Annotated in this window: 16 protein-coding genes; 13 read left to right on the top strand and 3 right to left on the bottom strand. The window is 48.7% G+C overall.

Annotated features, from left to right (window positions below; genetic code table 11):
- Nucleotide 1: 1 nt before the first annotated feature.
- From ACYVI1_RS13435 to ACYVI1_RS13490, 12 genes are all read left to right on the top strand, one after another.
- Nucleotides 2-580, top strand: a complete 579-nt coding sequence (locus ACYVI1_RS13435; RefSeq protein ID WP_460910931.1) for an LOG family protein — start codon at nt 2-4, stop codon at nt 578-580.
- Between the two features lie 93 nt (nt 581-673).
- The gene (locus ACYVI1_RS13440) at nt 674-2,152 is read left to right on the top strand and encodes an alpha-amylase family glycosyl hydrolase (protein ID WP_460910933.1); all 1,479 of its coding nucleotides are present in this window, start codon (nt 674-676) and stop codon (nt 2,150-2,152) included.
- Between the two features lie 66 nt (nt 2,153-2,218).
- On the top strand, nt 2,219-4,102 hold the full coding sequence (locus tag ACYVI1_RS13445) for a helix-turn-helix domain-containing protein (RefSeq protein ID WP_460910935.1): 1,884 nt from the start codon (nt 2,219-2,221) through the stop codon (nt 4,100-4,102).
- A gap of 286 nt (nt 4,103-4,388) precedes the next feature.
- Nucleotides 4,389-6,230 carry a glycoside hydrolase family 13 protein gene (locus tag ACYVI1_RS13450; RefSeq protein WP_460910937.1) on the top strand — a complete coding sequence of 614 codons (1,842 nt, stop codon included), beginning with the start codon at nt 4,389-4,391 and terminating at the stop codon, nt 6,228-6,230.
- A gap of 509 nt (nt 6,231-6,739) precedes the next feature.
- The gene (locus tag ACYVI1_RS13455) at nt 6,740-9,190 is read left to right on the top strand and encodes a CehA/McbA family metallohydrolase (protein WP_460910939.1); all 2,451 of its coding nucleotides are present in this window, start codon (nt 6,740-6,742) and stop codon (nt 9,188-9,190) included.
- Nucleotides 9,191-9,491: 301 nt separating this feature from the next.
- Nucleotides 9,492-10,856: a phage integrase SAM-like domain-containing protein gene (locus ACYVI1_RS13460; protein WP_460910941.1), complete on the top strand. Its 1,365-nt coding sequence runs from the start codon at nt 9,492-9,494 to the stop codon at nt 10,854-10,856.
- On the top strand, nt 10,843-11,649 hold the full coding sequence (locus ACYVI1_RS13465; RefSeq protein ID WP_460910943.1) for a hypothetical protein: 807 nt from the start codon (nt 10,843-10,845) through the stop codon (nt 11,647-11,649). The genes ACYVI1_RS13460 and ACYVI1_RS13465 overlap by 14 nt, the downstream gene beginning before the upstream one ends.
- Before the next feature lie 72 nt (nt 11,650-11,721).
- Nucleotides 11,722-12,057, top strand: coding sequence for a hypothetical protein (locus ACYVI1_RS13470; protein WP_460910945.1), 336 nt, complete (start codon nt 11,722-11,724; stop codon nt 12,055-12,057).
- Entirely contained in the window at nt 12,054-12,287 is a 234-nt protein-coding gene (locus ACYVI1_RS13475; RefSeq protein WP_460910947.1) for a hypothetical protein, read from the top strand. The genes ACYVI1_RS13470 and ACYVI1_RS13475 overlap by 4 nt, the downstream gene beginning before the upstream one ends.
- A 38-nt stretch (nt 12,288-12,325) precedes the next feature.
- Nucleotides 12,326-13,789 (top strand): AAA family ATPase, encoded by a 1,464-nt coding sequence (locus tag ACYVI1_RS13480; protein ID WP_460910949.1) that lies wholly within the window; start codon nt 12,326-12,328, stop codon nt 13,787-13,789.
- Between the two features lie 106 nt (nt 13,790-13,895).
- Complete coding sequence (locus ACYVI1_RS13485) at nt 13,896-15,074, top strand: hypothetical protein (RefSeq protein WP_460910951.1); 1,179 nt, start codon at nt 13,896-13,898, stop codon at nt 15,072-15,074.
- Nucleotides 15,071-15,526 carry a hypothetical protein gene (locus ACYVI1_RS13490; RefSeq protein ID WP_460910953.1) on the top strand — a complete coding sequence of 152 codons (456 nt, stop codon included), beginning with the start codon at nt 15,071-15,073 and terminating at the stop codon, nt 15,524-15,526. Before ACYVI1_RS13485 ends, ACYVI1_RS13490 begins: the two co-directional genes overlap by 4 nt.
- A gap of 1,205 nt (nt 15,527-16,731) precedes the next feature.
- Here the strand turns inward: ACYVI1_RS13490 and ACYVI1_RS13495 are convergent.
- The 3 genes from ACYVI1_RS13495 to ACYVI1_RS13505 all read right to left on the bottom strand — a co-directional run bounded on the left by ACYVI1_RS13495 (nt 16,732) and on the right by ACYVI1_RS13505 (nt 20,472).
- Nucleotides 16,732-17,370 (bottom strand): hypothetical protein, encoded by a 639-nt coding sequence (locus ACYVI1_RS13495; protein ID WP_460910955.1) that lies wholly within the window; start codon nt 17,368-17,370, stop codon nt 16,732-16,734.
- A 122-nt stretch (nt 17,371-17,492) separates the two neighbouring features.
- Nucleotides 17,493-19,793, bottom strand: coding sequence for a heavy metal translocating P-type ATPase (locus ACYVI1_RS13500; protein WP_460910957.1), 2,301 nt, complete (start codon nt 19,791-19,793; stop codon nt 17,493-17,495).
- Nucleotides 19,794-19,875: 82 nt separating this feature from the next.
- A complete protein-coding gene (locus ACYVI1_RS13505) occupies nt 19,876-20,472 on the bottom strand; it encodes a helix-turn-helix domain-containing protein (RefSeq protein WP_460910959.1) in 597 nt (198 codons plus the stop codon).
- 693 nt (nt 20,473-21,165) lie between these two features.
- Here ACYVI1_RS13505 and ACYVI1_RS13510 point away from each other — a divergent pair.
- Complete coding sequence (locus tag ACYVI1_RS13510; RefSeq protein WP_460911190.1) at nt 21,166-23,217, top strand: heavy metal translocating P-type ATPase; 2,052 nt, start codon at nt 21,166-21,168, stop codon at nt 23,215-23,217.
- The last annotated feature ends 25 nt before the right edge of the window (nt 23,218-23,242 follow it).

A 23,242-nucleotide genomic window follows, 5' to 3' on the forward strand; every position in this document is an offset into this window, starting at 1 on the left:
CATGAAAATTTGTGTGTATTGCGCGTCGAGTGCGCTGGTCGATGCCGTTTATTTCGATGCCACCGAAAGACTGGCAAAAGCATTTGTAGCCGCCGGCGTAGCCGTTGTGTATGGCGGTGGTGGCATTGGCCTCATGGGCAAACTTGCCGATACGATTATTGACAATGGCGGCAAAATAAAAGGGATTATGCCCCAATTCATGAATGAAGTTGAGTGGGCGCATAAAGGGGTAACGGACTTTGAGTTTACCACTACTATGCACGAGCGGAAAACCCGTTTTCTGGCCGATATAGACGGACTTGTAACGCTGCCGGGCGGTAGTGGCACTCTCGAAGAATTACTGGAAGCCATTACTCTAAAGCGGCTGGGGCAGTTTACAAAGCCGATCATTATTCTGAATACCAATGAGTTTTATGATCCGTTGAAACAGATGCTCGACAGGTGTATAACGGAAAAGTTTATGCATGAAAAACATCGGCAAATGTGGACATTCGTTGACGAGCCGGAAGAGGTTATAACGGCTATTCATAACGCCGAAGCATGGGACGAAGGAGCCATTAAGTTTGCTACGAATAAATAATTGTCTTTATTACTGATAAAATTCACAATGAAAAAATGTGTTTTCCTTGCTATTTTCAGTATAGCAAGTCTTACTGCCTGGGGCCAAAAAAGGATGCCCAACTTCCTAAAAGGCGAAGTTATTTATCATGTTTCGCAACGGAGTTTTTACGATAGCAACGGCGATTTGCACGGTGATTTAAACGGATTACGCCAAAAATTAGATTACCTGCAGGACCTGGGAATCACGTCCATTCTATTGTTACCCCTATACGATGCCGATTGTTACCACAACTATTTTGCCAACGATTTCGCCAAAATAGATGCTGAGTTTGGGACTATGGAAGACTATATCGCGCTCGTGAAAGATGTTCACCGGCGCGGGATGAAGATTTACTTAGACATGGAAACCCAGTATGTTACATCCAAACATCTGTGGTGGAAAGATGCCGTTGGCAACCCTCAGTCAGCCTATAGCGACTACATTTTGTTTGACGACGCGGCCCATACTGTACCGGCAACGATGGTGTTCAACTTGCGGGAACTACGGAGCTACGATGGGTCAGTAATCAAGGTAACAACGGTCAATCTGAAAAACCAGAAAGTGCTGAACTACAACGTCGGCTTGTTTTCTTATTTCCTTGACCCCAACAAAGATGGGAAATTCGATGATGGCGCTGACGGGTTTCGGCTGGATCATGCGATGGATAATTTAGACGAAAAGCCAGCCCTGACCAATCTTTTTGAGGTGTTCTGGAAGCCTCTGCTTACCCGGTTGAAACAGGTAAATCCGGCCCTGGCGATTGTGGCCGAACAGGCCAACTGGAAGGAGTATGGTTTCGATTATTTTGAAAAAACAGGCGTTGACCGCATGTTTGGGTTTGGCTTGCAGGAAGCCATTTTGTCGTTCGATAAACAGCTATTGATTCATAAAGCAGACACTGTTTTACGGTTGCGCCCACCCGGAAAAGACCAGCTTGTTTTTCTCGAAAATCACGATCTGGACCGATTTGCAACGTTGGAAACGAATAGCCAAAAACAAAAAGTAGCGGCTGCCCTACAGTTATTTATTGGGGGTATTCCGTCGATTTATTACGGGCAGGAACTGGGGATGAAAGGTAAACTTGGCGCGTTTGGCAATACCGATGGTAACGATATTCCGCGCCGTGAAGCCTTCGAGTGGTATCGCTCCGGCAAAGGAAATGGAATGGCGGTCTGGTATAAAAATACGGGCGAGTGGTGGACCCAATCGAACGGAAAGCCTAATGACGGCATCTCGGTAGAGGAGCAAAAAAATGACCCCAATTCGCTGTTCAATTACTACAAAAAACTGATTGCGATAAAGCAGCGTAGCCCGGCACTCGCAAACGGGCGCTACGAGAATGCTGAAAACGACAATAAAAACGTCTATAGCTTCCGTAGAGTCAATGGCACGGAGAAGGTGCTGGTCGTCGTAAACCTGTCTGATCAGGTGCAAAAAGCAACGGTCTCAACCAGAATCAAACGCCACCAAAACTTGCTGGGTAAACCTAAACGGAGTGGGCAAGCCATTGAATTAAACCCCTATGAAGTAGTTGTTTGGGTGGTAAATTAAATTGCGGGGAGATCGACGTGTCCAGTTAGTGTTCTGATTTTCACAGATTTATAATTCAGGCAGGCTATGAATCGGTGCGAACTTACTTTCTGGTGCTGGCTGGTCGCGTTGGCGGCTACGGCGCAGGTACGTATCGTGATCGTAAAACACCCGCCCTTACTGATTCCCGACGCGCCCCTGTACTTAGCGGGCACGCTCAACAACTGGAATCCTGGCGACCCAGCCTACAAATTTTCACCAGATACAGCGGGTGTGTATACCTTATTTCTCCCTAAAGCACCTACCCGATTTGCCTATAAAATCACCCAGGGAAACTGGACATTGGTGGAAGGCGACGCAGCCGGCAACAATCTGGCCGACCGTACCTATAACCGCCGGAAAGAAGCTGACCCTAACCGAGTTGAGGTACGAATTGCCGGATGGGAAAAGCGGATTCGGTATGAGTTCATCATCCGGCAAATACCCGATAATACCCCCCAGGATGCTACGCTGTACATTGCCGGGAATTTCAACAACTGGAACCCCGCCGACCCTTTTCATAAGCTAACGCGCTCGGCCGATGGCACCTGGCGCGTAACGATTTACACCGAACTGTCCCGCATTGAATACAAGTTTACGCGGGGTGCCTGGCAATCAGTGGAGAGCCGGGAAACGGGTAAGGCGTGCCCCAACCGAATTATTTTTCGCAATTCGGGCGTAAATACCAAAGGTGTTGAGACAAAGATTGATGGGTGGGAAGACCTGACCGGCACATTTCATTTTTTCCTGCTTTATGATCTGTTACTCCTCTTCTCCGCTTTTCAGGGGCTGTTGCTCATTGTAGCCATCCCAACTATTCAGAACTATAATCGCCCAGCCAATCGCTGGTTAGTAGGCTCTATTGCCCTGGCGTCGGTGGTGTTATTGATTCAGGTGTTGAGCGACTACCGCGAAGTGGCTCAAACGTTTACCAAGTTGTTACTCTTACCCGATTTTATGCTGTTTCTGTATGCGCCATTATTTTATTTCTACCTCCAGAAATTACTGTTCAATGTCAAAAGCGTTTCGTCGCGCTGGCTGTATCACTTCACGCCCACCATTGCCTTGTTTTTAGTTTATCTGCCTTATTTTCTGATGAATGGGCAGGCGTTTCAGTATAAGATAATTGGTCAGGACTGGCTGTTGCAAGCTGTTTTTCTGGTTGTGGGAGTGCTGGCCTGGGGCTGGAATGTCTACTACTGGCTACTATTTCGGCGGGCTATCCGGTTTTACCGCGAACAGTATAAAACGCATTATTCGTATGAACAGAACCTACAGTATCTGAATACGGTACTGCTAATTCAGGTAGCCTGCCTGAGTTTGTGGCTGTTTATGTTTGTGTTGCTGGGGCTGGGGCAAGTCGTTAACGTAGATGTCGCTCCCATTGTGGAGCGCATCATTGACGGAATCTGGCTGGTATTTTCACTCATTACCTACTTTGTCGGGTATTTTGCCATTCATCAGCCCGAAACGTTTAAGGTTGCTCCGCAGACATTCTCCATTTTCGATGATGTGCTGGAGGTTCCCGCCCAGGCCGCTCTTCTGACTCCCCTTCGCGTAACTCCCGACCAGGATGAGAGTCTACCCCCATTGAAAGAAAAAATTGAGCACTACCTGCTAAAGCATAAGCCCTATACCAACCCGCAGTTAAGCCTGAGCGAACTGGCCACCAGGCTCAAAATGACCCCGCATATGCTCTCGCGGGTGATTAACGATGGATTTGGGAAAAACTTCTTCGACTTCATCAATACCTACCGCATCGAGGAGTTTAAACGACGGGCTGAAGCCCCGCACTACAAACACTTTACCCTGCTGGGCATTGCCTATGAAGTGGGCTTCAACTCGAAGTCGGCATTTAACCGTTCATTCAAAAAAATTACCAGCCAAACCCCCCGCGAATATTTCAAACTGGTGCAGAAACCCGCCGAGTAGCGGACAAATACGTCCCACTTTCTCAGGATGCGCTTTTGCACGAGGGGTAATCAATTAATTAACAGCGTATTATAAGGAATTATTGAAAAGTTAGTGCTGCTATAAAGTGGGACGACTATTCGTATGGATACGGATACTTTTACAAGCGTAAATTAACCTTTACGGGGGTTGAATCCCGATTCGGTATAAACCTGTTTTGAACCTTATCCGGGCATAAACGCTATTTTCTCGTAGCGTTTATGCTCCTGTTGACCGGAGTGCATGCCCCTATTTAACGGCTTCGACCATGAAAACAATAGCCCTGTTTAGTCTCTTGTGCCTGACGGCCTTCGTCCCTCTGTTTGCTCAGCGGATAGAACCGCTCAACTGGTGGGTAGGCATGAAAAACCCAAATCTCCAGTTATTAATAAACGCGGAGGCCATCGGCGAAACAACCCCGCATATCTCGTATCCGGGCGTAACGATAAAAAAAATCACGAAGGCCGACAGCAAAAATTACCTGTTTGTCGATTTGATCATTGCCAAATCGGCCCGGCCCGGCACGTTCCCCATTCAGTTCAGGAAAGGGGCTGCCGTTGTTCTCACCGCCAACTATTCGTTACTCGCCCGTCAACAGAGTGCCACGCAGTTTAAAGGCTTTACCCCGGCTGATGTCATTTATTTGCTCGTACCCGACCGCTTTGCCAATGGCGACCCAACGAACGATGTGGTGGCAGGTATGAATGAGGCCACCACCAACCGGAGTGTTGACAGTGGCCGTCATGGCGGTGATTTACGCGGCATCATTGACCACCTCGACTACATTGCCGACATGGGCTATACGGCCATCTGGCCAACGCCCCTGCTCGAAAACAACATGGCCGCCTATTCCTATCATGGTTATTCAATTACGAATCACTACCGGGTTGACCCGCGTTTTGGCACCCTCGACGACTATAAAGAACTGGCTACCAAAGCGAAGCAGAAAGGATTGAAACTGATTTACGATGAGGTCCTGAACCACATTGGCGTGGGCTACTGGTGGATGAATGATTTACCGTTTAAGAACTGGCTGAACTACCCTGACACGCTGACCCTGACCAACCACCGCCGAACCGTGAACCACGATGCCTACGCATCGGCTTACGACCAAAACCTGATGGCCAACGGCTGGTTCGACCGGACGATGCCCGACATGAACGCCCGGAATGAGTTCATGGCGAATTACCTGATTCAGAATACCCTCTGGTGGATTGAAACCCTCCAGTTGGGTGGCGTTCGGCAGGATACGTATGGATATTCGGATAAGGCGTTTCTGACCCGGTGGAGTTGCCAGATTATGAACGAGTACCCGAATTTCAGTCTGGTAGGCGAAGAATGGAGCGTCAATCCGCTAATCACCTCATACTGGCAGCGAGGCAAACAAAACCGCGATGATTACCAAAGCTGCCTGACCACCATCATGGATTTTCCGATTCAGGAAGCCTTAGTACAAGCCCTGACTGAGCCGGAAGTCTGGGGTAAGGGACTACCAAAGTTGTACGAAGCGTTAGCCAACGATTTTGTCTATGCCGATCCCAACAATATGCTGGTGTTGGGTGATAATCACGACATGGACCGGCTGTTTACCCAACTCAACAACGATGTTGCGCTAACGAAAATGGCCTTAACATATTTGCTGACCATTCGGGGCATTCCGCAACTTTACTATGGCACCGAAACCCTGATGGAAAACACAGGTCACCATAAAGTCGATGGGCTGATCCGATCCGACTTTCCCGGTGGCTGGCCAGGCGATACCGTCAATGCGTTTACGGGGCAGGGCCTAACGCCCGACCAGCAAGTCATGCTGACGTACACCAAACACTTGCTGAACTGGCGAAAAAATAACCCGGTGATTGCCACCGGGAACGTCAAACATTTTTCGCCCTTCGACGGGGTTTATGTGTATTTTCGGTACACAACCGACAAGACTGTGATGGTGGTGATGAACAAAAAAACGACCGATGTGGCGGTGGATACGAAGCGGTTTGCGGAGATGCTGAACGGGAAAACAGTGGCGAAATCAATACTGACCAAGCAAGCTATCAGGCTGGTCGATAAACTCCCAATACCCGCTAAAACAGCTCTTATTTTTGAAATAGAGTAAGCCAGCCTACCCCTGTCGAGATGAAAGCTATCCTCGTTGTCTGTTTCGCCTTATTCACCCACCTGGTTCATGCCCACCTGCCACCCGGAAACTCTATTTCAACTACGGCAACCAAACAGGCGATTCGGTTTATAAGTCCTGCCAAACTGCCATCGATAAGCTGATGAATCAGAAAGGATATACGAGTAGTTTCGGGCAAACCCGCTTTTTTTCCGGCGAAAGCCATTCCGAACAATCCTGGCGTAAGCGATTAGCTATGCCGGTCGAGTTTCTTTTAAACAGGACTTACGCAAAATTACCCCCCAACCCCCTGATGGGGGCTTTGCTCGTGCTCGAATTAAGTCCCCTTTAGGGGATTTAGGGGTTGTTGCGTAAGTCCTGTTAAAATAGAACGCGGATTTCTATGGTGTTTATGATCAATTAAGATTTTGTTTGATAACCCGTTAAATCATAATTATCATAAAAATCCGCGTTCTATGATTTAACTAAATGCTCCAAACCTCTTTCTGATGAAATTTCTACCATTTTTCTGCCTCGTTACCATTAGGTTACTTCTGCCTGTTAGCCTGACGGCTCAACACCACGCCGACCACACCACGCCACACACAGGCCGGGGATTAACCCTGCCCATCGTTACCGACATCGAACCCCAGCCGTTGCTGGCGCAGGCGATCCGGTTGCAGGAGGCCCTGTCTTTTCTGGGCAGTTCATTGTCCGAAGCCGACATAAAACGCCTGAAAGGACTCCAGCAAAAAACACCGAACACAGAAACAGTAACCCAGATTCAGTCCATCCTCGACCCGTATTGTCTGGCGATGGTGACGATCAACCCCGAAGCACGGGTGAAGGTAGTACGCGGTCCGGCCCCGGCGAACCTGATGCAGAGCGGCTGGACAAGTTTTTTAGTGAAAGTGCAGAACGAAGCTAACGTCACGGCGGAGTTGCAGGTCGAGAGCCCGAACGCTCAGTTTCCGTTTCAACGCTATGAGTGGAATCCCAAAGACCAGAAAGAAAAGTCCATTTCAGCCGGGCAGGTGGCCAATCGTTTTCTTGAACTACAACTCTACAAAAATCGCCCGTTGCTGGCCAACCTGTCGGGGTTGTTGCTCGAATATGCGGTTGTTCAGGTATACAGCAAAGACAAAGGGCAGCGCGAGGCCGAAATTGGCTTCAACATTGGCCAGGGCAGTCAGGATATTGGCTTCCGAAACGTTGTTCCGGTCCTGTTCTCGATAGCGCCAGCAGTGAAGGTTGTCCTGAAGGTAAACGACCACGACGGTATGCCCGCCATGGCTTCGTTTGTGATTTCGGACGGTATTCAGCGCACCTCGGCCAGCCCCTCCGGCAAAGCCGATTTCCGGTTGACAGGCTATTCACGGGAGTTCAACATCGACAACGCTTATCTGGAACAAAAAACATTGACGGGTATCTATCCACTGCCATCGCGCCGGGTGGCTGAGACGGATGAGTACCCCGATTTTTATTTCCACCCGCAGGTGTATCGGGCCGATGGCGAACACGTGTTTTTGCCGCCCGGCCACTACACCGTTACCTACAGCCGGGGGCCGGAATACCTGACCCAAACCAAACAAATCATCATTCCCGAAGGTATCGACTCCACCGCCGTCTCGTTTGACCTGAAACGCTGGATTCACCTCGCCAAATTAGGCTTCCACAGTGCCGATCACCATATTCATGCGGCAGGGTGCAGCCATTACGAGATGCCCCAGGAGGGCGTAAACCCCAAAGCCATGTGGCGGCAGATTCTGGGCGAAGACCTCAATATTGGCTCGTCCCTGGCGTGGGGACCAAGCTGGTATCACCAGAAAACGTTCTTTACAGGGAAAGACGAGCCATTTTCAACGCCTAAAAACCGGCTTCGTAATGATGTCGAAATATCGGGTTTCCCATCGAGCGACAACGGTCATTTGGTTTTGCTTCGACTGACAGAGGACGATTATCCCGGTACGAAAAAAATACAGGACTGGCCCAGTTGGACCCTGCCCATTATGAAATGGGCTAAAGCGCAGGGGGGCGCGGTGGGTTATGCCCATTCGGGTTGGGGACTGGAGCCGGTAGTGCCGACCAACGCGCTGCCCTTTTATGTGATGCCCAAAATGGACGGTATCGGGGCCAATGAGTTTGTCGTGACGGTGACCCAAAACGTGGTCGATTTTTACAGCGCGGGCGATACGCCCCCGTCCTGGGAACTCAACATGTGGTATCATAGCCTGAACAGTGGATTCCGGCCCCGGCTCAGTGGCGAAACCGATTTCCCCTGCATTTTCGATGAGCGCGTTGGCCTGGCCCGCAGCTATTTCCAGCCTGATGGCGAACTGAGTTACGACGGCTTTGTGGAAGCCATTAAAAAAGGCCGGGCGTATGTATCGGAAGGCCACGCACACCTGATGCATTTCGCGGTAAACGGCCTGGTCGTTGGTACGAAGGACAGTCAGCTATCCTACGTCCAGAAACAACCGCTGACCATAACGGCGACGGTATCGGCTTATTTGCCGGAGCACCAGGATGGATTTGGCGAAGCCATTGCCAACCGCGATCCCATCCAGCAACCCTACTGGCACATTGAGCGGGCCAGAATCGAAAAGTCCCGGCGGGTAGCCGTTGAACTGATTGTTAACGGCTACCCGGTTGACACGACCGTGATTGTAGCCGATGGAAAACTCCAGGACGTGCGGTTCAGGTATCCAATCACCCGGTCGGGTTGGGTAGCGTTGCGGGTGTATCCGGGGGCGCACACCAACCCCATTTTTGTTGAAATCGGCGGCAAGCCTATTCGGGAGCCGAAGAGCATTGCCTGGTGCCGCAAAGCGGTTGACCAATGCTGGGCCATGAAAGAGAAAAATATCAGAGCCGCCGAACGTCCAGCCGCCCAGGCTTCCTACGACGCTGCCCGGAAGGTTTATGATGGCTTGCTCCGGGAAGCAACTGTGAAAAAATGATCGGTAGCTGATGTGCCGCAAAAATCAAGCGCTTACAATTAATTGTAAGCGCTTGATTTTGAGTTTTTTATGTGACCACGGGGAGACTCGAACTCCCATGCCTTGCAGACAGTACTACCTAATTGATTTTACCTTGTCATTGTTTATTAACAATCTATATATCAGTAAGATATAAAAATTTAAATTATTGTCGTTTATTGTTGTTATAGCTTTACTTGTTATATTTGTGTAAACCAAAGAGTAAACCGACCAGCATTTTCATGCCTACCCCGACAACACCATCGTAACATCGGGTTACACTATGGCAAAGACAACCGATTACAAAGAAGGCAAAGCAACCGTTAAGGTTGTGTATTTTACTTCTAAGACATTGGCAGACGGTAGCCACCCATTTATGGTTCGCATTACCAAAGACAGGGTACGCAAATACATTGCCACCGGATTAAGCCTATTTCCAAAATATTGGAATGACAAATATACTGGCTATCGTGAAGCTATTCGGAAATCATACCCCGAACCTAACCGTAATAACCTCATCACATCTTTAGAAGGATGGGAACGAAAGTTTAGCGATTCAGCCGAAAAATTGGCCATTGCCGATGAGGTACACGACGCAAAGGCCGTGGCCAACGAAGCCAATGAGGGCCGTAAGCAAGCCAGACGCACAAAACTACTTGCTTATACTGATGAACTAACGGCGGGTATGAAAAGAGCCAGTCAGTTAGGCAATATGCTGATTTATCAATCATTAAAAAATCAACTTGCCGACTTCATCAGAACTGAATACAGTAACACAGACGACGTGCCATTTTCTGCCGTTACCGTAAAGTTTTGTAATGATTTTGAAGTCTATATGAGAGAGAAGGGTAACGCTGATACTACGTTACACAATCGGTTCAGAACGTTGCGGGCGGTACTCAACAAAGCTATTTCAGAAGGAGCCGCCAGCCTGACGACCTATCCCTTTGCCCGCACAATAAGCGATAAACATAAATTCAGTGTAAGCAAATTTAACACTACAACCCAAAAGAGAGCTATAAACCGGGACGACGTTCGTAAAGTTGAAACGTTCGTGCCAGTAGGCACGGCCATCGGACAATGGGCGGGCGTAAAGAACGCCGCCGAAATCGAAGGATTACAACTGGCAAAGAATGTGTTTCTATTCAGTTTCTACTTAGGCGGTATAAACTTTGTTGACCTGGTACAACTTCGTTGGCATAATCTTAGCACGGATGCAGACGGTAATAAGCGTCTTACTTACGTTCGACAAAAAACAGGCGGTAAGTTCTCCGTTCGGTTATTGGCCCCGGTTGTTGGGATTATTGAGCAATACCGGCCTTTCACTCATACCAGCCCTGATAGCTACATTTTTCCTGTACTTAATACCAAGATTCATCTTACCCCGAAATCTATTACCAACCGGCTTAAAAAGATATTAGGACAGGTGAATGCTGATCTTAAATTGATTGGCAATCGGGCCGGGATAGATATGCCCCTAACTACCTACGTAGCCCGGCACTCATTCGCTACCAGTTTACGACGGGCGGGCGTCGCTATGGGCGTAATTTCAGCTTCTTTGGGCCACAAGACCGAAGCTGTTACCAACATTTATTTAGATTCATTCGCCAGCGAAACTGTAGATGCCGCATTTGATGCGCTACTTTGATATGCCTATTCCAACCGATAACATTCGCTATTTCTCTATTATTGAAGATTCCGTCATAAGGGGTAAAAATGTCTATATAGAAAATTATCCTGGGGATGCTGGAATAATCATGCCGAAACATGAAGCGGCTCTAAGTTGGTACGCAAAATATCATCCCAAACATTCTCCGAATGCAGTACGAGAGGCTTATCAATGGATGTTAGACGGATTTGAAAAAGAGGTTAGGACACGGGTGTTCGATTCTGACAGCAATCCGCAACGCATAAGCGTTTATCTAAGTGAATTATCCAGTTTCTTTAATAGTTACCAGCCACTTAAGGAGAAATATGATGAGTCTGTTAGTGAATTATACAAGGCGTCTGATGAAGATGATCACGTAACCAACTTTTATATAGCCGCTGTGGAGGGGGCGAGTGTGGTGCTTAGCATTGGATTAGAAATCGTAAATTATTGCAGCAAAAAACTACAGCCTACTTCTACCCTGCCTACCTCAACATTAGCGACTAACGATGAGCCTTTTAAGTTGTCACATCCTCAAATAGCGATTTTATACCATTATACGGGGCAGCCGATTACTCGAAATAATGCCGGTGAGATAGCCCAAAAATACGGACAAAATAGTGGCCAACGATTGGAAACAATTTACAAAGAGTTGACTTCTAAACTGCTTAGAACGGCTAAAGGAAAAAACCGCGTCAAGGATATTAAAGCCGTCTTGCCTTTACTGGCAGGGGAAGCTAAAGTAATGGCGGAGAAAGAGTTAAAAGACGCAATAGCCAATAATTTAAGATAGCTAACCGGTTGCAACCAGTTCCACCACATGTCCCTCCCGAACATTGCCAGCGAAATCAAACGCTAAACGGCAATGACCTACATAAATCCTTATGAGCTGATTGACCGCCGACTAACTGCAATCGAACAGCTCTTGCAGGAACTACGGCAACAAGGTAACAGCCAACAAATTCATGATCAGGTAGGCGGTATCGAGTTGGCCCGGCAAGTTACCCGTCTAAGTGCCGCCCGTATTTATACGCTTGTATCAAAGCGAGCTATACCTCACGCGAAGCGTGGTAATCGGCTTACTTTCAATCGCTTACAATTGTTGGGTTGGTTAGCGGAAGGTAATCGCACACCCATTGACGAAGCCAATTTACCGTTTGTCCCGACACTCCGAAAGGAGAATGGAGGAAAGCGGGCATGATACTTCATGATGTTGCTTTAGCCATTCGGGAAGTTGGTCAAATCTGGCTCATTGATTACACCGCTTACGGTACTATGTTTCGTGCCGATGTGGGTAAATCGACGGTTCGAGTCGTCGTACCAAAGCCTGGTAAGTCTGCCGCCGAAGTACCAGAAGAGCGAAACTCACCGCTACACATTGCCTGTACCATTGGCGAACTTCGCGATTTTCTGCACACCCTCAACAAATAAAAAGGCGTTCCCCCGAACGCCCTTAAATCACCGACAATATGAGTAATCCCCAGAACAAAGATACGAATATTCCGGCTCGATTCATTGACCCCCTTGGGGGGGTTTGGGTTGATACCAAAGCCCAACACAAAAAGCCCTGGATTTGGTACGTTGACAAAAACGCCGAGGCAACTAAAACTGACGACGGAATGCTACGGCGGTATAAAACCCCAGAAGAGGCAATTCGAGCATTTGTTAATTCGGACGCTGCAAAAGGGTTTACCCCGCCACTTTTCGATATGACCGATGAGGAAAAGGCGAATAGTGCTCACACTACTTTTGAAGAGAGAGAAGAGAAACCAAATCAATCCGAACGACAACAGCAGCCGGAAGAGAAAACGAAGGCTGCCATCGGAATAGACTATAGTGCTCTGTTAGCGGCAGCAATGGTTCTGCCTACAGATCATATACCGCAGCCCCCGGTTTGTCTGTCTATCGGCGTGGAGGATCAGCAAAGTATCGTCGGTACGCTGGGCAATATCTCCGCCGTGATGGGCAAGGCAAAAGCGAAAAAGACCTTTGCGGTTTCTTTCGCGGTAGCGGCAGCGGTAGCCTGTAAACTGATTTTGAATCGGATCACAGGTAGGTTGCCCCCCAAACAGCGAACCGTATTACTTTTTGATACCGAGCAGAGCCGATACCATGTACTTAGAGTTGTCCAGAGGATTTGTGCCCTTGCCGGTGTAGCAGAGCCGCCTAATTTGGTCGTCTATTCGTTACGCGCTTATTCTCCAGACGAACGTCTGGCCCTGATTGATTACGCGTTGAATCACACACCAGGTGTGGGTCTGGCCGTCATAGATGGAGTCCGAGATTTGCAGGACGACCCGATTTTAGATGCAAAGCAAAGTAATAAAATCATAACCTGCCTGCTGAAATGGACGACTGAATTAAATATTCATGCAATGGTCGTCCTTCATCTAAATAAAACTGATGGAAACGCACGGGGGCATATCGGATCAGAATTAAACAACAAGGCGGAAACGGTCATTACCGTCACTAAAGACCGAGATAACAAAGAGATATCTATTGTAGCCCCGGAATATTGTCGGGATAAAGACTTTGAGCCGTTCGCCTTTTCCGTTAATGAACAAGGGATTCCGTTCTTGGTGGAGGAGTGGCAAGCCGATCAACGAACCGCCAGCCGAAAGGAAACAAAAGCTGATGAGCCGCCAAAAGAACAACGCACCATCACACCCAGCCAGTTACCCGCCGTTACGCATGAGGTTATTTTACGGCGGGCGTTTGCTGATGTGATGCCAGGAAAATACGGCGTAACCTGTCACCGGATTAAAGCAGCCGCCGAATATTTCGGCCATAAATTCGGAGACAACAAGGCAAAGGAGTTCATGACTTATTATAAAGATGCAGGATGGGTGTTGGTTAATGGAACAACCTACACGCTTAATCTCCCCTCAGCCGATTCTCCCGATTTAGCTGCCGAGGAAGCTGGTTTAGTTTAACTGGTTTAACGCCCCTATATATATAGGGGCGTTAAACCAGTTAAACTGATTTAAACGGAACGTCTTAAACCAGTTTAAACCACTTGCTGACTTAAACCAATTGATAATGGAAAATCAGTCTTATCGCCCGAATTACTTTGACCTGTCAATCAGCTTTTTTGAGTATGACCGTAAACGCAATATGTTCGCTAATGTGCCTTCGCAGCAGACTACTTTACGGCGTATTGTATCAACCCGTTTTTACCAAGCACCTGTTGAGCAGATTCGTACTGAACGGGACAAAGCAAAACAGGATGAGCTCAAGAAACTTTTGCCTGCTTTTACGCCGGTTGCTTTGCTTAACCACCGCAAAAAAGACACCTCGTTTGAGGATAAAATAAAAGACCAGTGGCCAATGCTAATGGGCGATGTGGATAAGAAAGATAATCGCCACCGTGATATGGCCGAACTCAAAAGACATATCGCCAGCCTGCCCTATATCTTGCTTTGCGCCTATTCGGTTCGGGGGGGACTCTGGTTTGTGGTTCGATTGCCCGACCACCAGACACCTAAAACATTGGCGGCTCACTTTCGGTATTTGCAAAAATTGTTTATTGAACGATTTTTTATTCCACTCGACAATACTAAAGGTGGCAACCCTACCGATTTACGGTTTGTTTCCTACGACCCCACCCCATTTTTAAATGAAAATGCTTCTGTAATGTCAGGCGTTTATACTCCGCCCCCACCCAAGATAGAACCAGTCTATTACAACCGTTTTCGTAGCGAGAACGACAGCCAGTTATTGCCCCGCCTGGTCCGCTTCGCGCAGACCGCAGGGGAAGGGGGCCGACACGTTACCCTGTTAAGAGCCGCAAAGTTGGCGGGCGGATGGATAGCAGCGGGACGGATGGATGAGCAGACCGCTTTATATGCCCTGGAAACCGTAGCGAGTGAATGGCCGACCTTCAACAAATCACAGAAAACGATTCGGGACGGTCTACGTTACGGCCTACAGCAGCCAATCTACGAAGAGACTCCATACGAGCTGCCCCATCACGTACCTGATCCCGTCAAAGTTCGTCAACCGTATGTCCGCTCAGATGAATCAGTAATACCCCGACTCACTATTACTCAGCAGCGGCCTGTCGTGACCTGGAGCAGTTCGTTTATTGCCCCGCCCCTGGCCTGGTGTGCTGACAAAGTTTACCAATTCATTCACTGGGCAGTCATCCCTAACGGCTACGTTGAAGACAGTTGGCCACCACAAGAACCCATCCACCAAACAAACATAGACTACCGATGATTAAGGACCCTAAAGCCCCTACACTCATCTTACAGGGGACGCCATTAGCCGAATTTTGTTGGGCAGATTACACCCTTGCCCCTGCTTATCAGTGGCACGTTCGCCAGCAGGACACCCCGTTGCTGCCCGAACAGATTCTATTGCACTCACCTCTGCACTCTGACCCATTTGGCAAAGTCATGACAGCCAGCAAAGCCCGAAGTGGCCAGCGCGGTTGCCTATGGTGGGCCGAATGGGGACCAACCGGCTTACCCAGCGTTTACCACGCCTTTCAAACCGGAGCAGAGAGGACCAATTTGCTGGTCTTTCAGCAACTCCGAAAGGGGTACACGGAACCCTTCCGTTTAATGATGATGCCAGCCGAGAACCTGCCTAAACCATCAACTAAATATTGGCCATTGGTGTATGAATTACTCATGCAGCTACCCGCTATCCCCATTAGTATACGGTAAAAAGTAGCATAAACCTCGTAAAAATTAGTTTATCGGCATGTATTAGAAAGACACTCCCGTTCCCTGTTTTCTCCCCACTCTACCCCCTTCTAACAATCCTTTTAGCCACAGTTACGTTCTTATAAAGCATTTTAAACAATCAATACATTGGTTAAATTATTCCACGATTACAGGAAGGTTGTTGGTCCTATGCCCCCATTGCGGTCTGAAAACAAGCAATAGTTATAGGCATTCTACAATAAACACCGTACTATAGCGATTTGCATATAGTAATTAGTTGGTTAGAAAGGGGATGGTTTTTTGGCTTATATATATATCTAATTTACTATAGAAAAGGGTGAACCCGGTCTTTTTTTGCCTCTCCCGCCTGTTTGCTTTTTTGCTCAGGATTAGGGAACCTACTCCGTTTACAATAGCCCTTGCTCTGAAAGACTATCTGCCCGTCTGGTGTCGCGGTTACGGCGTTTTTCCCTCCTCCCCGGCTAGTAGAAGGATGCAGCCGTAAGGAATCTATTATAATGAATGTCTACTGGTGCATGGACGAAGTTTATGGTTTTATGAAGTTACTGGCCAGTGAGTGTTTAGAAAGGATATTAGCTTAAACCGGCTGTAGAAATCAGTAGGACTGGATGGGGGTTAGGTTATTCCAGGCTATCCTTCCCGTTTATACATCAAGAAAGAAACTGCAGTATTTCACAAGGGCCTTCAATGAGGTGCCATAGGCGGACGCATTATAGCAGAAATATTTGTGGGAGGGTTAGTAGAAAATAAAGATTTATTTCTCAACACCCCAGACTGACAATTGCGCTTCAGTGTTCAGGAAAGTTGTTCCTCAACTTAGGTTGATTTAAATCAGTATCCTTTTGTCAATACCACCAGTTCAGAAAAAACATTTAGAGTGTAAAAATCGTGAAAGGTAAAACTGAATGGTTTAATTGAACGCGAAAATGCCATTTTGAACAGCTTCTGTTCTACTCAGTCTCCGTTCATTTAAACGTCCGAATGCTTTTCAGACAAGACAAAGAAATGACGGAGTTGAAAAAACTCGAAGCCAGTTTGTAAGGATAATTTGCAGCGTTCAGAATAGAATGGTTTAAATTTCGTAGTTCGGGAAGCCGACAACTCCGAAACGGTAGACAGGATGATTAATTTGTAGTCAACTATCTGCGGGCTAATAGAAAGGGAAGGTGGCGAAGGATACACAACTAATGGCCACCCATGCCCCCGCCTATCAGGTGTTTAAGGATAATGAACAGGACCAAAAAGACAATACCGACCAGAACGTAAAATTTCAAAGATGTTTTGGGGTCAATTGCGCTGACCGGCACCTCCCTTTTTCGACCGATGTCATCCCATCGCCCAGAGTGGATTCTACCCCACGGCTTATATACGGATACGGTGGTAATCACCAGCAGTAATAAGAAAGCGGCACCTGCATCGGCGATAAGTTGCACCCGTAAATTGGGTAGCATGTTTGTTGAAAACGGAGTTTGGGCTGCAACACTGGCTATGTAGCTAATTGGCTTCATGTGAAGTAATAACAGGATGGTGGCCGCAAGGGTGAGTACGAGTTTGACGACTATCCAATAATGTTTGATTAACCCCCATCTCGTACCCAGAGCCTGAATAAGACCTGTCAGTAAGGAAGCCAGGCAAAAGGGAACGATGACGGACCAACCGCTCAACTCCATTGCCAGGTAAGCGGCACGAGCCATTTGGATGTCCTGATTCGTTAGACCAGTAATCGCCAGTGCTAAGAATACGGCGATGGCACCCAGCCAACCGATTGAAAACGTGATGTGCGAGGTGAGCACTACTTTGCTGAATCGGGGTGTTAATATCATGATTTAAAGTTGTTTAGAAGCTTAATCAAGGGTGTTGGGCGAAAACTGTTAAGTTCGGTTTTATTGGTTTCTCATGGTCAACCTGACGACTATAGTAGTTGACCTACGGCTATCAGTATAAATCAAAGTTTTAACGAGCGCAGGCGCAGGCTATTGGTCACCACAGATACTGAACTGAGTGCCATCGCAGCTCCGGCAATCATCGGGTTGAGTAAATATCCATTGATGGGATACAACAGTCCTGCGGCAATCGGAATACCGATCAGGTTGTAGATAAAGGCCCAGAACAGGTTCTGTCGGATGGTCTGCACGGTCTTTTTGGACAGTTGTAATGCCTTTGGCACACTGTTTAGGTCGGAGGTAATGAGCGTCATCTTGGCCACGTCCATCGCAATATCCGAACCCCGCCCCATTGCGATACTGACGTCGGCCTGGGCCAATGCCTGGGAGTCATTGATGCCATCGCCAATCATGGCCACAATCTTGCCCGTTGCCTGGAGTGCTTTAATAAATCCGGCTTTGTCGGCGGGTAAAGCCTCGGCCCGGTAATCATTTACCCCAACTGCCTGCGCTACGGCCCGTGCGGTCTGTTGGTTGTCACCCGTCATCATATACACGGCGATACCCCGTTTTTTAAGGGTCTGAATAGCTTCCCGTGAGGTTTGTTTCACTGGGTCAGCAATGGCCATCAACGCCAGAATCCGTTCGTTATCAGCAAAATAGACGACCGTTTTTGCTTCCTGCTGCCAGGTAGTTACCAGCCGCTGTTGGGCAAGATTAATCGAAATTCCCCGTTCTGTTAACAGCCTGGCGTTTCCCACAATATAAGTTTTGCTCCCGAGTTGGCCTGAAACACCACGCCCTGTCAAACTCTCGAATCCATCCAATACAACCGCGACGATGGACTCTCCGTTATTGCCAGGAACTTTCAGTCGCTCGACTACGGCATCGGCCAGCGGGTGCTCAGATTGAGCTTCCAGTGCATATAACAGGGGCTGGAGTAAGAAAACTTCCGGTTCGGGTACTTGCCAGGTCAGATCAGTAACCGTTGGTTTGCCCTCGGTAATGGTGCCGGTTTTATCTAGTACAACCGCATTTACCTTGTAGCCCAACTCCAGACTTTCGGCATCTTTAATCAGAATATTGTTATCGGCTCCTTTGCCCACCCCGACCATGATGGCCGTTGGGGTAGCTAAGCCCAACGCACAGGGGCAGGCAATAACCAACACCGTTACTGAAGTCAGTAGGGCATGAGTGAACGCATTTTCACCACCCAAAAGCATCCAGACCGCAAACGTCAGTAGGGCAATACCAATGACAACGGGGACGAAAATGCCGGCGATCTTATCGACCAGTTTCTGCACCGGGGCTTTACTGCCCTGCGCTTCCTGCACCATGCGGATAATTTGGGCCAGAATGGTATCGCCCCCCACTTTCTGCGCTGTAAAGCGGAAAGACCCTTTCTGATTAATGGTTCCGGCAAATACAGTATCCCCTTTCCGTTTTTCAATGGGCACCGGCTCACCCGAAATCATACTTTCGTCTACGAACGAAGAACCCGATTCAACCAGCCCATCCACGGGAATCTTTTCGCCGGGCCTTACGACAATTACGTCTCCAACCTTTACCTGAGCCACAGGGAGTTCATGCTCCATTCCGTTGTTGATGATTCGAATGGTTTTCGGTTGCAGACCCAGTAATTTCTTTAGGGCTGAAGAGGTGTTCGATTTCGCCCGTTCTTCGAGCAATTTCCCCAGGGATATAAAGGCAATGACGACGGCGGCTGCTTCAAAATAAACGTGTGGGTGTACTCCCCGGCTATGCCAAAAGTTTGGGTTGAGCGTATTGAATGTACTAAATAAAAAGGCTATGCCCGTACTCAGAGCTACCAGCGTATCCATATTGGCTTTGCCGTGGCGTGCCTGCTTCCAGGCATTGATAAAATAAGACCGACCCAGCCAGAATACGACTGGAGCCGACAGGAACATCATGATATAGTTGCTATAGGGCACCGCACCGACGGACCGTTCCATAAAGAACATACCAATCAGGACAACCGGTACAGACAGGATAGCGGCCCATATCGTTCGCTTCTTAAGCGATTCATAATTCCGGCGCTGGACTTCCTGTTGAACCTGCTGGGGGTCTTCTACATCCACTACTAAATCGTAGCCAATTGATTGCAGTACTTGCTGCATCTTCGATGGCGTGATGGTCGTTGGGTCGTATTCAACCGTAGCGGATTGATTGGCATAATTAACAGTCGCGCTTCGAACGCCGGGCGTATTGGTGAGCATGGATTCAACGCTGACCGCGCAGGCCGCACAGGTCATTTCCAGCACTGGAAAAGTTTGTTTTTTGTCGACAGAGACGAGCCGCTCTTTAACAGATGGACGGTTCGTGAGGTGGGCTTGGGTTTCCATAACTGAACGAAGTAATCGTACAGCAAAGGTCGACAACCTACCTGCGCCGGGCGTTATATAATCCCCGAACAGGTTTGTAAGATTATTGAGTAGTCTGCTGGAGTGTCAGCTTCTTGCGCCGGATGGTGCGGAAATAAGCTGGTGACAGGCCCGTCAGGCGTTTGAATTGGTTCGACAGGTGGGGCGCACTGCTGAAACCCGTTTGATAGGCAATGTCGGCAAGTGGCAAATCGGTGTAAACCAGTAATTCACGAACTTTATCCAATCGTCGATTAATAATGTATTTTTCGAGGGTAATCCCTTCCTGCGCCGAAAACAACGCACTTAGTGCGTCATAATCCATTGGTATTTGTTGGGTGATTAATTCAGAAAACCGGATTTTTCGGTCGCCCAAGTCGTTTTGACACAGTAGTTTCTCCACTACCTCTTTTACCTGTTGAACGGTAGCGGCCTTGACATCCGTCAGGAGCGAAAAACCCTGATGCTCCAGAACTGACCGAACGCTTTTCAGTTGTTCAGCCGAGACCGGACCGCGCACCTTTACTTCGCCCAGCCGCACATCGGTTACTATCAACCCCTGTGCTTCTATTTCTGCTCGTACTACGTCGATGCACCGGGCGCAAACCATACCCCGGACTCGTAAATGAAGGATGTCGGTCGCCTTTGTTACTCTTGTCATGTTCTGCCTTCGCCTTTATAATCTTCCCCTCGAATTTGTACTTATCTGGTTTGGAATTTACTTAACCAGGAAACACCTGATCTGGTAACGAACAAAGCTACCGTTCGTTTTGGCTAACTCACTTGCAAAATTCGGGCAAAGGGTTATAGAATTTCCAATGCATGCTCTCTTTTTAATTCAACTGTGTTACTCATTGTACAGAGTAGCAGCATCAAGCGCTCAATCGCCCTATGGCTCTACTATCTTCAATGACTTAACACCATGACGCATCAACATCGTTTTATCCTACACGGGCTAACGACCCTCGAACAGGCTGAGTCTATACGAAAAGTTTTAATGGCCCAGCCGGGCACCCTTGACGCTCAGGTAACGGTTGACCCACCTGAAGTGATGCTTACGGTAGATGAGCAGCCGTCTGTAGCCCAGGTGCAACGGGTGGTTTCGTCGATTGGTGCGTTTCACGTCATGGATAGGCAAACGGGTTCACACGATTCCCATAGCCCTACTCATTCGCTTAAAGAAGAGACAATTCCCATTGATGAACAGTCAAGTAACCACCCCATGAGCACCTTACCGGCTCCTGAACCCACCCGCGAAGCTATATCCCCCGCTGAACAGCAGGCTCTCCAACATATTGGTCACGACGAACATAGCGGCCCGGATAGCCCTACGGAACAACACGCCCATACCGGTATGAACCATCAGTCAAAGAACCATGCTGGCACGGATCATAGCCAGATGGACCATTCCAACATGCGTCACAGTCAGATGGGGCACGGAGGTGGACACGACCACGGAGCTATGATTGCCGATTTTCTGCGCCGGTTCTGGATCTGCCTGGCTTTATCCGTTCCCGTTGTGGCCATGTCGATGATGGCACAGGAGTTGGTCGGTTATCACCTTAACTTCCCTTTCCAAAATGTGATAATCCTGGTCCTGTCCACGGTTATTTATGTCTATGGGGGCTGGCCGTTTCTAACGGGGATGGTGGGTGAACTGCGGACACGGCAAGTAGGCCAATCCAGGCTGGGCATGATGACCTTAGTCGCTGTGGCCATTACGACCGCCTATGTCTATAGCCTAGTCGTGTCAGTCGGCTGGCTGCGGGGCATGGACTTCTTTTTTGAACTGGCCACTCTGATTGATATCATGCTGCTGGGGCACTATGTGGAAATGAAATCGGTGGCAGGGACGTCCCGCTCGTTAGAATTAATCGTGCAAATGCTGCCCTCCGATGCTCATAAAGTAGACGGGGACAAAATCAACGACGTAAAAGTCAATACACTGGCCATCGGCGATGTTGTGCTGGTACGCCCTGGTGAGCGCATCCCGACTGACGGAGAAGTAGCCGATGGAGACAGCGCCGTCAACGAAAGTATGCTGACCGGCGAAAGTGTACCGGCTCAGAAAATGATGGGCGATTCGGTCATCGCCGGGGCGGTCAACGGCGAAGGTTCGCTCAAGATTAAGGTGATGCATAAGGGTGAAGACAGTTACCTCAATAAAGTGGTTAAAATGGTCGAGGAGGCCCAGAATGCCAAGTCACAAACCCAAACCCTGGCTGACCGCGCTGCCGGATGGCTGACGATAATCTCCTTATCGGTCGGACTCATCACGTTGGTTGCCTGGCTCTGGGCGGGTAAAGATGTGGCCTTTGCTGTCGAGCGAATGGTGACGGTGATGGTCACGGCCTGCCCACACGCCTTAGGCGTTGCCATTCCGCTCGTCGTCGCTATTTCAACCGCCATTTCTGCCCAAAAAGGGTTGCTAATTCGGAACCGTACCGCCTTTGAGGAAGCCCGCAGGATTACGGCGATGGTGTTCGATAAAACGGGTACATTGACAGAAGGGGAGTTCGGCGTAACCCGTATAAAGGTCATTATGGGTGAACTGGATGAATCGAAAATTTTGGCAGCAGTAGCCGCCTTGGAACAACAATCGCAACACCCAATTGCCCAGGGTATTGTCCGCGCAGCAAAAAAGCGTTCATTGACATTACCCGCTATTCAGAACTTTCAGTCCATTACGGGTAAAGGCGTTTCGGCGACCGTGGACGGTCGGCAGGTACTCGTCGTTAGTCCGGGTTATCTCAAAGAAAAAGGTATTGAGTTGCCACCCGATGCCTACAGCAGCGGGGCTGAGACTGTAGTATTTGTTTTGATGGATGACCAGTTAACGGGCTATGTCGCCTTAGCGGACCGGATTCGGGTTGATTCCAAAGAGGCTGTTCGACGGTTGCAGGAATCGGGTATCAAGGTGTACATGGCAACGGGTGACAATCAGAAAGTGGCTGATGCGGTATCTAATGAACTTGGCTTAGACGGCGTTTATGCTGAAGTGTTGCCCGACCAGAAAGTTCAACTGGTAAAAGCATTACAGGCACAGGGCCAGTTCGTAGCCATGACTGGCGACGGAGTGAATGATGCGCCCGCCCTGGCACAAGCCAATGTAGGGATTGCCGTTGGTTCAGGTACCGATGTCGCTGCCGAAACCGCCGACATTATCTTAGTCAATAGTAAACCAACCGACATCACGAACCTGGTGGATTTCGGTAAGGCCACCTACCGCAAAATGATCCAGAATCTTTTCTGGGCTACGGGCTACAACATCATAGCCATTCCGCTGGCGGCTGGTGTGCTATACCCCAAGTTTGTATTGAGTCCGGCCATCGGAGCGGTGCTCATGAGTGTCAGCACGGTGATTGTCGCGCTGAACGCACAATTGCTGCGAAAATCCTTGTCCTAACGTTCGGTAGTGTTAGGGTTTCAAC

The organism is Spirosoma areae (assembly GCF_054781775.1).